This is a genomic window from Thauera sp. GDN1 (assembly GCF_029223545.1).
GTDB lineage: Bacteria > Pseudomonadota > Gammaproteobacteria > Burkholderiales > Rhodocyclaceae > Thauera.
In genome coordinates, this window is the sequence record NZ_CP097870.1 from 728,318 (window position 1) to 741,247 (window position 12,930).

General features: G+C 70.7%; 7 protein-coding genes. 6 read left to right on the forward strand and 1 reads right to left on the reverse strand.

Annotated elements, in window-relative coordinates; genetic code table 11:
- Window positions 1-17 precede the first annotated feature (17 nt).
- The 4 genes from CKCBHOJB_RS03280 (at window position 18) to CKCBHOJB_RS03295 (ending at window position 5,898) form a co-directional block, all read left to right on the forward strand.
- Window positions 18-4,253: a translocation/assembly module TamB domain-containing protein gene (locus CKCBHOJB_RS03280; protein ID WP_281050606.1), complete on the forward strand. Its 4,236-nt coding sequence runs from the start codon at window positions 18-20 to the stop codon at window positions 4,251-4,253.
- Window positions 4,254-4,367: 114 nt separating this feature from the next.
- A complete protein-coding gene (gene msrA, locus CKCBHOJB_RS03285) occupies window positions 4,368-4,937 on the forward strand; it encodes a peptide-methionine (S)-S-oxide reductase MsrA (protein WP_281050607.1) in 570 nt (189 codons plus the stop codon).
- Window positions 4,938-4,970: 33 nt separating this feature from the next.
- The gene (locus CKCBHOJB_RS03290) at window positions 4,971-5,315 is read left to right on the forward strand and encodes an FKBP-type peptidyl-prolyl cis-trans isomerase (RefSeq protein ID WP_281050608.1); all 345 of its coding nucleotides are present in this window, start codon (window positions 4,971-4,973) and stop codon (window positions 5,313-5,315) included.
- 124 nt (window positions 5,316-5,439) lie between these two features.
- A complete protein-coding gene (locus CKCBHOJB_RS03295) occupies window positions 5,440-5,898 on the forward strand; it encodes an Lrp/AsnC family transcriptional regulator (protein ID WP_281050609.1) in 459 nt (152 codons plus the stop codon).
- A 45-nt stretch (window positions 5,899-5,943) separates the two neighbouring features.
- Here the strand turns inward: CKCBHOJB_RS03295 and CKCBHOJB_RS03300 are convergent, their stop codons facing one another.
- Entirely contained in the window at window positions 5,944-7,287 is a 1,344-nt protein-coding gene (locus tag CKCBHOJB_RS03300) for a sodium-dependent transporter (RefSeq protein WP_281050610.1), read from the reverse strand.
- Between the two features lie 482 nt (window positions 7,288-7,769).
- On the opposite strand from CKCBHOJB_RS03300, the gene CKCBHOJB_RS03305 reads away from it, so the two are divergent.
- Together CKCBHOJB_RS03305 and CKCBHOJB_RS03310 are read left to right on the forward strand one after the other, a co-directional pair.
- Window positions 7,770-11,363, forward strand: coding sequence for an indolepyruvate ferredoxin oxidoreductase family protein (locus CKCBHOJB_RS03305; protein ID WP_281050612.1), 3,594 nt, complete (start codon window positions 7,770-7,772; stop codon window positions 11,361-11,363).
- 266 nt (window positions 11,364-11,629) lie between these two features.
- Window positions 11,630-12,679: a Glu/Leu/Phe/Val dehydrogenase dimerization domain-containing protein gene (locus tag CKCBHOJB_RS03310; RefSeq protein WP_281050613.1), complete on the forward strand. Its 1,050-nt coding sequence runs from the start codon at window positions 11,630-11,632 to the stop codon at window positions 12,677-12,679.
- Window positions 12,680-12,930: the final 251 nt, after the last annotated feature.

Below are 12,930 nucleotides of genomic sequence, written 5' to 3' on the forward strand. Positions count from 1 at the left end.
CTCGATGAGCGATCGCGATGAGTGAGCGCCGCCCCGACGCCGGCCCCGTGCCTGCGCCCCGTCCCGCCCTGCCGCGCGAGGCGCCGCGGCCGCGGCGCTGGCTGCGCCGGCTGGGATGGGGTCTCGCGCTGCCGGTCGCGGTGCTCGTCGGCGGCGGGGCCTGGCTGCTCGGGACCCAATCCGGGCTCGACGCCGCCGTGGCGCTCGCCCAGCGCGCGAGCGCCGGCGCGCTGCAGGTCGAGGGCGCGCGCGGGCGTGTGCTCGGTGGTGTAGACATCGACCGGATCGCCTACCGCACGCCCGATCTCCATGTGGATCTCGATGCGCTGTCGCTGGCCTGGCAGCCGGCGCTGCTGCTGGAGGGCCGGCTGCGCATCGACCAGCTCACGCTGGCGCGCGTGGTGCTGGCGCAGACGGTGGCCGAAGACGAGCCCGACGCGGCGCCGCCGGCTGCGCCGGCCTCCCTCGAACTGCCGATCGCGGTCGACATCGCGCGTCTCGCGGTCGGCGCCTTCGTCATGCGCGACCTGCCCGCGGCGGGCGAGGCCGAGGAGGCTGCGGACGCGGTGGCCGCTGCCGCCGATGCGGTGCAGCGCGCGGAGGACGCGGTCACCGATCCCGCGATCGCCGCCGAGGCGGTGACCGAGGTGGCCGCCGAGCAGGGGCTGATCTTCACCAAGCTGGAGGCCGCGCTCGACAGCGACGGCCGCCGCCACGCGTTGCGCGCGCTCACCGTGGATCTGCCACAGGGCAAGGCGAAGCTGGCGCTGGCCCTGGAGGGCAGGTCGCCGTTCGCGCTCGAGGGCGAGGGCGGCTTCGACGGTGTCGTCGACGCCCATCCGCTGGCGCTGCAGCTGAAGCTCGGCAACACCCTGCTCGAGCCGCGGCTGCAGGCCGAGGCCCGCTCCGGAGACCTGCAGGCCCGGGTGGAGGCGCAGGCCGCGGCGTTCGAACCCAATCCCCTGCGCCGGCTGGACCTCGAGGCCGGGACCTTCGATCCTGCCGCCTTTGTCGACGGCGCACCGCGCGCGGCGCTGACGCTCGAGGCCGAGCTGGCCGCCCCGACCGACCGCGAAGGCCTGCTCGCCGGCCCGATCCGTCTGATCAACGCCGCGCCTGCCGCGGCCGACACCAACGGCATTCCGCTGCACAGCCTGGCCGGCGTGCTCGACTGGCGCAGCGGCGAGATCGCCCTCGATGACCTCGACATCCGGCTGGCGGGCGAGGGCCGCATCGCCGGCCGCGTCGCCTGGCGCCCACCGCAGGCGGAGCCGGCGGACGCGGCTGCGGCTGGCGGGGCCGACGATATCCTCGCGCGTGCCGACGCTGGAGCGCCGACGGCCGAAAGCGCCGCGCCGGAAGGCGGGCCGGGGCCGGCGAAGGCCGCGACCGACATCGGTTTCGGCCAGGTTCTCGCCGCGCTCGAGCTGAGCGCCATCGACACCCGCCAGCTCGACGCCCGCCTGCCGCGCCAGCTCGTCGCCGGACGCATCGACGCCGAGGCCGACGCGCTGCGCCAGCACGCACGCATCGGGCTCGACGTCGGCAGTGCGCGCATCGATGCGGAGGCGGCGGTGGAAGCGGTTCCTGACGTGGCCGCCACCCCGCCCGCCGCCGGACCGCTGCGCCGCCTCAGCCTCGATGCCCGCCTGCGCGCGGTCGATCCGCGCGCGCTGGCGCCGTCCGCACCGTCCGCACGCCTGAACCTCGACCTCAAGGCCGAGGCCGAACTGCCGCCCGCAGGGCTGCCTCGGCGCGCCACCCTCGACTTCAGCATGCCCGACAGCCGGCTCGAAGGCCTGCCGCTCGGCGGCGAAGGTCGCCTGCGGCTCGACGGCCGGCGCCTGCCCGAGGTCCGCCTCGCGCTGCGCCTCGCCGGCAACACGCTCGACGCCCGCGGGGCGCTCGGCGCCGCCGCCGACAGCCTCGCCCTGCGCCTCGATGCGCCGGCGCTGTCGGCGATCGGATTCGGTCTCGCCGGCCGTGCCGGGGCCGAGGGCCGCCTGGGCGGCACGCTGGAGGCGCCGAACGGCCAGCTCCAGTTCTTCGGTGAAGGCCTGCGCCTGCCGGGCGAGGTCCGCCTCGCCGGCATCAACGGCAGCGCGCGGCTCGACGCCGGCATGGACGGCCCGTTCGCGCTCGCGCTCGGGCTCTCTGGGCTCGGCCCCAGCGGACGCGGCGCGGACGGCAAGGCCTTGCCGGAGTGGCTCGCCAGTGCGCAGGCGAGCGCCGAGGGCACGCGCGCGCGCCACCAGCTCGAACTCAGCGCCGTCACGCCGGGGCAGGCGGGCGTGGCCGACACCCTGCGGCTCGTGCTCCAGGGGGGCCTGGGTGAAGGCGATGTCCCGCGCTGGAGCGGTCAGCTCGCCGCGCTCGAGAGCGCCGGCCGCTTCGCCGCCCGCCTGCTTGCGCCGGCGGCGCTCGAGCTCGCCGCCGACCGCGTCCGCCTGGGCGCGGCCGAGATCAATGCCGGCGACAAGGGCCGCATCCGCCTGCGCGAAACCGCCTGGTCGCCGGCGCAGAGCGTGGCGCGCGGCGACATGACCGGACTGGTGCTCGACCTCGAGCCCAAGCGGCGCGACGGTCGTCCGCGGCGCAACGCCGATCCGCTCACGCTCGGCGCGCGCTGGGACCTGAGCGTCGGTCGCACGCTGGAGGGCGAGGCGCGGGTGTTCCGCGAATCGGGCGATCTCAGCGTGGAGGGCGAACTCCGTACCCGGCTCGGCCTGGAAAAACTTGAGGCGGTGCTCACCGGGCGCGGCGACCGCATCGAGCTCGCCGTCGACGTGCGCGGCAATGAGCTCGGCAGCGTGCAGGGCGAAGCCGGCCTGCGCGCCCGCCGCAGCGCGGACGGCCTGTGGAGCGTGCCGCCGGAGACCGCGATCAGCGGTTCGGCGCGGCTCGACATGCCCTCGATCACCTGGCTCGGCCGCCTGGCACGCGAGAACATCGAGACCGCGGGCCGCATCGCCGGCAGCTTCACGGTCGGCGGCACGGTGGCCGCGCCGCGCGCCAGCGGCCGCATCGAGGGCCGCGAGCTCGGCTTCACGCTGATCGACCAGGGCCTGATCCTGGCCGGCGGCGAGCTCGACCTCGACTTCGACAGCGACCGCGTGCGCCTCGAGCGCCTGGAGTTCGTGTCCGACAACCGCGTGCGTCCGCGCGAGAACCGCATCCCCTTCGCGCGCCTGACCGCGACGCCGGGCCGCTTCACCGCGCGCGGCGAGATCCTGCTCGCCACCGGCAACGGCGATTTCCGCTTCGACGCCGACCGCCTGCCGTTGCTGCAGCGCGACGACCGCTGGATGCTGCTGTCCGGCCAGGGCACGGCGCGCAGCACCTGGACCGCGCTCGAGCTCGACGCCGAATTCCGCGCCGATGCCGGTTACATCGAATTCGCCGAGTCCCTGCCGCCCAGCCTGTCGGACGACGTCGTCGTGCTCGGCCGCGACGAGCCGGCGGCGGACGGCGGCGGCTTCGCGGTCGATGCCGACGTCCGCGTCGGCCTGGGCGATGCCCTGTACCTGTCGGCGATGGGGCTGGAAACCCGCCTCGCCGGCGAGCTGCGCCTGCGCCTGTTGCCGGGGCGGCCGCTGTCGGCGGTGGGCAGCGTGTCCACGGTGGGCGGCAGCTACCGCGGCTACGGCCAGAACCTGGTGATCGAGCGCGGCGTGGTGAACTTCCAGGGCGCGCTCGATGCGCCCGGCCTCAACATCGTCGCGCTGCGCAAGGGGCTGGAGGTGGAGGCGGGGGTGGCGGTCACCGGTAGCGCCAAGCGCCCGCAGATCCGCCTGGTGTCGGAGCCCAACGTGCCCGATCCGGCCAAGCTGTCGTGGATCGTGCTCGGACGCGCGCCCGATGCCGGCTCCGGCGCCGACCTCGGGTTGCTGCTGCCGGCCGCGGCCGGGCTGCTCGGCGGCCCGGGCGGCGGCATGACCGAGGAGCTGTCGCGCAGCCTGGGCTTCGATTCCTTCTCCTTCGGCCAGGGCGAGCTCAACAGCACCAGCCGCGCGGCCAGCAGCCGCGTGCTCGGCAGCGGCTCGACCGTCGCCGGCGGGCCGACGGTGTCGACCCAGGTGCTGTCCCTGGGCAAGCGCCTCGGCCCCGACCTGTTCCTGTCCTTCGAGCAGAGCCTGGGCGGCGCCGCCACCCTGGTCAAGCTGACCTACCAGATCTCGCGCCGGATGTCGGTGATCGCCCGCGGCGGCACCGACACCGCGCTCGATGTGCACTACGGATTCTCCTTCCGTTGAGCGCCCGCCGCCGCTGTTGCCGCGAACTTCGCCTCGCGGGACGCCGCCCGGGAATGAATTGCGCGCCGGATGGTCTGCCTGCGTGAACGTACGAACACCCCATGGAGTCATGACATGAGCGAAAAGAAGACCGATCCCGTATTCGAGACCGCCATCCTCGGCGGTGGCTGCTTCTGGTGCCTGGAGGCGGTGTTCGACCTGGTCGACGGCGTCGAGGAAGTGGTTCCCGGCTACTGCGGCGGTCACGTCGAGGACCCGAGCTACCGCCAGGTGTGCACCGGCGGTACCGGCCATGCCGAGGTGGTGAAGGTCGTCTTCGATCCGGCGAAGGTCGGCTACCGCGAACTGCTGGAGATCTTCTTCACCATCCACGACCCGACCACCGTCGACCGCCAGGGCAACGACGTCGGGCCGCAGTACCGCTCGGTGATCTTCGTCACCAGGGACGCCCAGCTCCACACCGCGCTCGGCCTGATCGAGGAGATGGGCGAGCAGCGCGTGTTCCCGAGCGCGATCGTCACCCGCGTCGAGCGCGCGCCGACCTTCTGGCCGGCGGAGGCGGAGCATCACGACTACTACGTCAACAACAGCGACCAGCCCTACTGCCAGTATGTGGTCGCGCCCAAGATCGCCAAGTTCCGCGGCCGCTTCGGCGTGCGGCGCATGCCGGGGAGCAGGGGGTAGAATGCCGGCTTTCAATCAAGCCAGGAGAGACGCATGACCCAGACCACCACCGCCAGCGGCCTCGTCATCGAGGACCTCGAGGTCGGCACCGGCGACACCGCGGTCGCGGGCCGCATGGTGTCGGTGCATTACACCGGCTGGCTCACCGACGGGCGCAAGTTCGACTCGAGCAAGGACCGCAACGACCCCTTTGCCTTCCCGCTCGGCGCCGGCCACGTGATCCGCGGCTGGGACGAAGGCGTGCAGGGCATGCAGGAAGGCGGCAAGCGCAAGCTCACGATCCCGCCCCAGCTCGGCTACGGCGCACGCGGCGCCGGCGGCGTGATCCCGCCCAACGCCACCCTGGTGTTCGAGGTCGAGCTGCTCAAGGTGCTGTAAGTCCTCGTGCGGGAGCGGGCGTGCCCGCTCCCGCCGGAAAGCTGCCGCAGCAGGGCCTGCGCGGCAGCGTTGATTCCCCAAGCGCCCGCTCCGACCCATCGATCGCCGCACAAGGCCGCCACACATGAAACTCGACCCGGCGCAGCGCCACATCCTGACGCTGCTTCAGAAGGACTCCACGCTCAGCACCCAGGCGCTCGCCGACAAGGTCGGCATGTCGCCCACGCCGTGCTGGCGGCGCGTGCGCGACATGGAGGAGGCGGGGGTGATCCGTGGCTACGTCGCGCTCGTCGACCGCCAAAAGGTGGGGCTGGGCACCTGCGTGTGGGTCAGGGTGAAGCTCAAGCAGCACAGCAGCGACGTGCTCGAGCGCTTCGAAAAGGTGGTGAAGGCCTGCCAGGAGGTCGTCGAGTGCTACGAGCTGCTCGGCGATACCGACTGCCTGCTCAAGCTCTACCTGCCGAACCTCGAGGCGCTGTCGGTCTTCATGCACAATTTCCTGCTCAAGATTCCCGAGATCGACGTCACCCACTCGGCGGTGGCGCTGCGCGAGATCAAGAACGAAACCGCCCTGCCGCTGTGAGGCGGGCAGGGCGGCTCGTGGCGTCAGCAGGTGCTGCCGCGCCTCTTACAGGTTGCTCCAGAACACGAACAGCACGCCCACCGGCGCGACGTAGCGCGACAGCAGCGTCCACAAGCTGAAGCCGAACTTGCCGAGGCCGAGTTCGGCCTTCACCCCCTGCTGGTCGAGCTTCCAGGCCGCGAACACGATCGCACCCAGGCCGGCGAGCGGCAGCATGAACTTGCTGGTGGCGTAGTCGAGCAGGTCGAAGACGTTCATGCCGAACAGCTTGACCTCGCTCCACACGTTGAAGGACAGCAGGGCGGCGATGCCCAGCGCCCAGATGGTGCCGCCGGCGACGACGGTGGCCCCCACGCGATTGAGCGGCGTGCGCTCCTCTAGCAGCTCCACCACCGGTTCGAGCAGCGAGATCGACGAGGTCAGCGCGGCGAAGGTCAGCAGCAGGAAGAACAGCGCGCCGATCACCAGGCCGCCGCTCATGCTGCCGAAGGCGATCGGCAGGGTCACGAACACCAGGCCGGGGCCGGCTGCGGGGTCGAGGCCGTTGGCGAACACGATCGGGAAGATCGCCATGCCGGCGCACAGCGCGAAGGTGGTGTCCATGATCACCACGGTGCGGGCGGCGCGCAGCAGGTCGACGTCCTCGCCGAGGTAGGAACCGTAGGCGAGCATGATCCCCATGCCCAGCGACAGCGTGAAGAAGGCGTGGCCGAGCGCGGCGAGCAGCACCTTGCCGTCGAGCTTGCTCCAGTCCGGGTTGAACAGGTAGGCCAGACCCTCGCCGAAGCTGCCGGTGGTCATCGCGTAGCCGACCAGCACGATCAGGATCAGGCCGAGCGCCGGCATCATCAGCTTGGTGCCACGTTCGAGGCCGGCGGACACGCCGAGGGCGACCACGACCACGGTCAGCAGCATGAAGATCGAGTGCCAGGTCAGCAGCTCGCCGGGCTGCGCCAGGAAGCCTTCGAAGGCGCTGCCGATCGCGGCCTTGTCCAGGCCGCTGAAGGCACCGCTGGCGGCATCACGCATGTAGGCCAGCGCCCAGCCGCCGATCACCGAGTAGAAGGACAGGATCAGGAAGGCGGCGAGCACGCCGACCGCGCCGACCACCGCCCAGTTGGCGCTGTGGCCGTTCTGGCGCGCGACCTGGGCCATGGTGTTGATCGGGTTCTTCTGGCCGCGGCGGCCGATCATCCATTCCGAGACCAGGATGGGCACGCCGATCAGGGCGATGCACGCCAGGTAGACGAGCACGAAGGCGGCGCCGCCGCTCTGGCCCACCATGTAGGGAAACTTCCAGATGTTGCCGAGGCCGACCGCGGACCCGGTGGCGGCGAGCACGAAGCCCATCCGCGACGACCACTGGCTGTGCGCTTGCGTCTTGGCCATGTCAGCAATTCTCCCGGCGCGGGATGCGGGCACAGCGACCGGGCCTCATGGGCGTCCGGTCGCGAAGGGCGGCGGTGAAGGTCATGTGTGTCTCCTCGAGTTTTTTGGCGCTTGTGGCGCGGCGGGCAAAGGCGGCGGATTCTAAACCTTCGCCGGCAGGGGCCCAAGCTTGCAGGTGCTTGTTTTCCGGTGCTGGCGGGCCGCGCTCGTCCCTGTTGTGATGTCGGCCGTCGGATTCGGCGGCTTGGACGGCTCGGATCGTAAAACCTGATGTGCGAAAAAATATTTCTTATAAGGGCGCTGCAGCGGGCGATTGCGAAAAATCTTTTCTGCGCGGCTGCCTAGCATTGCATCCCGTAGTCGCTGCCGTCCGCGTCCGACGTGCAGCGTGCCGACCCACACGCAGAGGAGACCATGCCGTTCCGCCGGCTGCCCGCGCCAACCGCGCGCCGCATGCCGGACGGGAGGCGGTTCACAACACCATGTCGAACACCCTGAAATCCGCCAGCCTCGACGACAAATACGCCCTCAAGGCCGGCCGCGCCTGGATGACCGGCATCCAGGCACTGGTGCGCCTGCCGATGATGCAGAAGATGCGCGACGAAGCCGCCGGGCTCAACACCGCCGGCTTCGTCACCGGCTACCGCGGCTCGCCGCTCGGCAACGTCGACCAGGAGTTCTGGAAGGCGAAGAAGTACCTCGAGCCGATGCAGATCCGCTTCCAGGCCGGCCTCAACGAGGACCTCGCCGCGACCTCGGTATGGGGCACGCAGCAGCTCAACCTGGATCCGAACGCGAAGTACGACGGCGTGTTCTCGATCTGGTACGGCAAGGGCCCGGGCGTCGATCGCAGCGGCGACGTGTTCCGCCACGCCAACGCCGCCGGCACCTCGAAGCATGGCGGCGTACTGGTGATCGCCGGCGACGACCACGCCGCCAAGTCCTCGACGCTGCCGCACCAGACCGAGCACGTGTTCAAGGCCCTGATGATGCCGGTGCTCGCCCCGGCCGGCATCCAGGAGTATCTGGAATACGGCCTGCACGGTTTCGCGCTGTCGCGCTACTCGGGCTGCTGGGTGGCGTTCAAGGCGCTCACCGACACGGTGGAGACGTCCTCGTCGGTGGAGATCGATCCGTTCAAGGTGCAGACCCTGATCCCGAGCGCCGCGGACTTTCCGCTGCCCGAGGACGGCCTCAACCTGCGCTGGCCCGATCCCCCGCTGGTGCAGGAAAAGCGCCTGCTGCACCACAAGCTCTACGCCGCGCTCGCCTACTGCCGGCTCAACCAGCTCAACCGCACGGTCATCGACAGCCCGAACGCGAAGCTGGGCATCATCACCAGCGGCAAGAGCTACCTCGACGTGCGCCAGGCGCTCGACGACCTCGGCATCGACGAGGCCACCGCCTCGGCCATCGGCCTGCGCCTGTACAAGGTCGGCATGGTGTGGCCGCTGGAAGCCGAAGGCGTGCGCAAGTTCGCCGAAGGCCTGGACGAAATCCTGGTCATCGAGGAAAAGCGCCAGTTCCTCGAATATCAATTGAAGGAAGGGCTCTACAACTGGAAGGACGAGGTGCGCCCGCGCGTCATCGGCAAGTTCGACGAGAAGGGGGAGTGGGCCCTGCCGCACAGCGAATGGTTGCTCCCCGCCGCCGGTGAGCTGACCCCGGCGATGATCGCCCGCGCCATCGCCGGTCGCATCGCGCGCTTCTATACCTCCGACCGCATCAAGGCGCGGCTCGCCTTCATCGAGGCCAAGGAGGCCGCGCTCGCCAGGCCGCGCCTGTCGATCGCGCGCGTGCCGCACTACTGCTCGGGCTGCCCGCACAACACCTCGACCAAGGTGCCGGAAGGCTCGCGTGCGATCGCCGGCATCGGCTGCCACTACATGGCGACCTGGCTGTCGCCCGAGCATACCCAGACCTTCTGCCAGATGGGCGGGGAAGGCGTGCCCTGGATCGGCCAGGCGCCGTTCACCGACACCCCGCACGTGTTCGCCAACCTCGGCGACGGCACCTACATGCACTCGGGCATCCTCGCCATCCGCGCCGCGGTGGCGGCGAAGGTGAGCATCACCTACAAGATCCTCTACAACGATGCGGTGGCGATGACCGGCGGCCAGCCGCACGACGGCACGCTGTCGGTGCCGATCATCGCCCGCCAGCTGCTGGCCGAGGGCGTGGGCACGGTGGTGGTGGTCAATGACGGCACGCCGCGCGCCTATGGCCCGGCCGATCTGCCGCACGGCATCGCCATCCGTCATCGCGACGAGCTCGACGCGGTGCAGCGCGAGCTGCGCACCGTGCCGGCGGTGACCGCGATCATCTACGACCAGACCTGCGCCGCCGAGAAGCGTCGCCGCCGCAAGCGCGGCAAGTTCCCCGATCCGGCCAAGCGCGTGCTCATCAACGACCATGTGTGCGAGGGCTGCGGCGACTGCAGCGACAAGTCCAACTGCATGTCGGTGGGTGCGGTCGAGACCGAGTTCGGGCGCAAGCGCTTCATCGACCAGAGCTCGTGCAACAAGGACTACTCCTGCGTGAAGGGCTTCTGCCCGAGCTTCGTCACCATCGAGGGCGGCAAGCTCAGGAAGGGTAAGGCCAGCGGCGCGAGCGCGCTCGACCGTCTTGCGGGCGAGCTGCCGGAACCGCAGCTGCCCTCCACCGCCGCGCCCTGGGGCATCCTGATCACGGGTGTCGGCGGCACCGGCGTGGTGACCATCGGCGCCCTGCTGGGCATGGCCGCGCATCTGGAAGGCAAGGGTATCTCGGTGCTCGACATGGCCGGCCTGGCGCAGAAGGGCGGTGCGGTGTGGTCGCACGTGCGCATCGCCGACCGCCAGGACCAGCTCCACGCCGCGCGCGTCGCCGCCGGCGAGGCCAACGCGGTGATCGGCTGCGATCTGGTGGTGGCCGCCAGCGACGAGTCGCTCGCCAAGATGCAGCGCGGCCTGACCCGCGTCGTCATCAACCGCGACCAGACCAACACCAGCGAGTTCGTGCGCGGCTTCGCCGCCCAGGCGCGCAGCGGCAACGTGGGCGCCCACCCGGACCCGCAGTTCCCGGCGGCCGCCATGGAGGTGCAGATCATCGACGCGGTCGGCGCGGACAAGGCCGAGTTCCTCGACGCCACCCGCATCGCCACCGACCTGCTCGGCGACTCGATCGCCACCAACCTGTTCATGCTCGGCTACGCCTGGCAGCGCGGCCTGGTACCGCTGTCGCGGCAGGCGATCGAGCGCGCGATCGAGATCAACGGCGCCGCGGTCGAGGCCAACAAGGCCGCCTTCCTGTGGGGCCGGCGCGCCGCGGTGGATCTGAAGGCGGTGATCGAGGCGGCCAAGCCGCAGTTCGGCACGCCGGAACATCACACGCTGTCGACCAGCGTCGACGAGGTGATCGGCCGCCGCAAGGCTCAGCTCACCGACTACCAGAACGCCGCCTACGCCGAGCGCTACGCCAGGCTGGTCGAGCGCGTGCGTGCCGCGGAGACGAAGCTCGCGCCGGGCATCACGCTCCTCACCGAGGCGGTCGCGCGCGGCTACCACAAGCTGCTCGCCTACAAGGACGAGTACGAGGTCGCGCGCCTGTACACCGCGACCGACTTCCTCGAGCGCGTCGAGGAGCAGTTCGAGGGCGACTACAAGCTCGTCTTCCACCTCGCCCCGCCGACCCTGGCCGACAAGGACCCGCAGACCGGCGCGCTGAAGAAGAAGGCCTACGGCCCGTGGATGCTGAAGGCGATGCGCACGCTGGCGAAGTTCCGCCACCTGCGCGGCTCGATGCTCGACCCCTTCGCGCGCAGCCACGACCGCAGGCTCGACCGCGAGCTGATCGCCGACTACGAGCGCGTCGTCGAGGAGATCATCGTGAACCTCGACCACAGCAACCACGAGGCCGCGATCGAACTGGCGTCCATCCCCGACCAGATCCGCGGTTACGGCCACGTCCGCGAGCGCTACCTCGCCAGCGCCCGCCAGCGCCAGGCCGCGGTGCTCGAGGACTTCCGCCATCGCCGCGCGCCGAGCGCGCCGGCGACGACCCGGGCGCGCAAGACCATTGCGATCATCCCGGGCTGACGCCCTGTAGATCGCGGCTCCCGCCGCTCCCACAGCGCCGTCTGCCCTCCGGGGGCTCGCGGGCGGCGGCTGGCCGGGCACCGATGGTTCCCGGTGGGAGCGGCGGAAGCCGCGAAAAAGGCGGCCGGGTCGGCACCACGCCTCCCGGCCCACAGCAGACCGAGTCCGAAACATCGGCTTCACCATCCGCCGCCCGACCGGCGCCGCCACGAGCGCTGCCGGCGGGACGGCTCACACCCACGTTCCTACAAGGAAGGAGACACAGCATGGCCGTATTTTCCCTGAGCGACTTCGCCGACCACGAGCAGGTGGTCTTCGTCAGCGACGACAAGAGCGGACTGAAGGCGATCATCGCCGTCCACAATTCAAACCTCGGTCCTGCGCTCGGCGGCTGCCGCATGTGGCCCTACGCCAGCGAGGAGGAGGCGGTGCGCGACGTGCTGCGCCTGTCGCGCGGCATGACCTACAAGTCGGCGATGGCCAAGCTCAAGCTCGGCGGCGGCAAGTCGGTGATCATCGGCAACCCGCGCACGCACAAGACACCGGAACTGCTCGCCGCCTTCGCGCGTGCGCTCGAGCAGCTGAACGGCCGCTACATCGCGGCGGAGGACTCCGGCACCAGCGTCGCCGACATGAAGTACATGGCACAGCTGACCCGCCATGTCGCCGGCATCCACGACAAGCCCTCGGACGAGGGCACGCGCAGCGGCGACCCGTCGCCCGCCACCGCCTACGGCAGCTTCATCGGCATCAAGGCCGCGGTCAAGGAGCGACTCGGCCGCGATTCGCTCGACGGGCTGCGCGTCGCGGTGCAGGGCGTGGGCAACGTCGGCTTCGACCTCGCCCGCCAGCTCAAGGACGCGGGCGCCCAACTGTGGGTCACCGACATCCACCGCGAGCCGTTGGTGCAGGCCGGCCGCGAGCTGGGCGCCACCGTGGTCGCGCCGGAGGAGATCTTCGGCCTCGAGGTCGATGTGTTCGCCCCGTGCGCGCTCGGCGCCATCCTCAACGACGCCACCATCCCGCAGCTGAAGGCGAAGATCGTTGCCGGCGCCGCCAACAACCAGCTCGCCGAGGCCCGCCACGGCGTCGAGCTGATGAAGCGCGGAATCCTCTACGCGCCCGACTACGTCATCAACGCCGGCGGCATCATCGACGTCTATCACGAGCGCATCGGCTTCGACCGCCGCGCGCTGCTCGAGCACATCGAGGGCATCCACGACAACCTGATGGAAGTCTTCGAGCGCGCGCGCAAGGAAGAGCGCCCGACCGGCGAGGTGGCCGATGCGATCGCCGAGGAGCGCTTCAAGCGTTGAGCATGCGCCGGCGACGAGGCTGATGCGGCGCCCCGCGGGTTCCGCGGCGGGGCGCCGCACCGGGCGCGCGAATGCGAATGGCTTGCGCGTTCGTTCGCATCCTTCCTTGCCTTTCCGGTTTCAGTGTTTATATTGAATCTAAAGTCCCGGCCGTCATGGCCGTCGCAGTCGAGGTAGCGGACGGCGGGCGGTGCCATGGCGCCGCGCCCGCTTCGTTCCGGACCTACCCACAGGGAGCTACAAGACCTTCA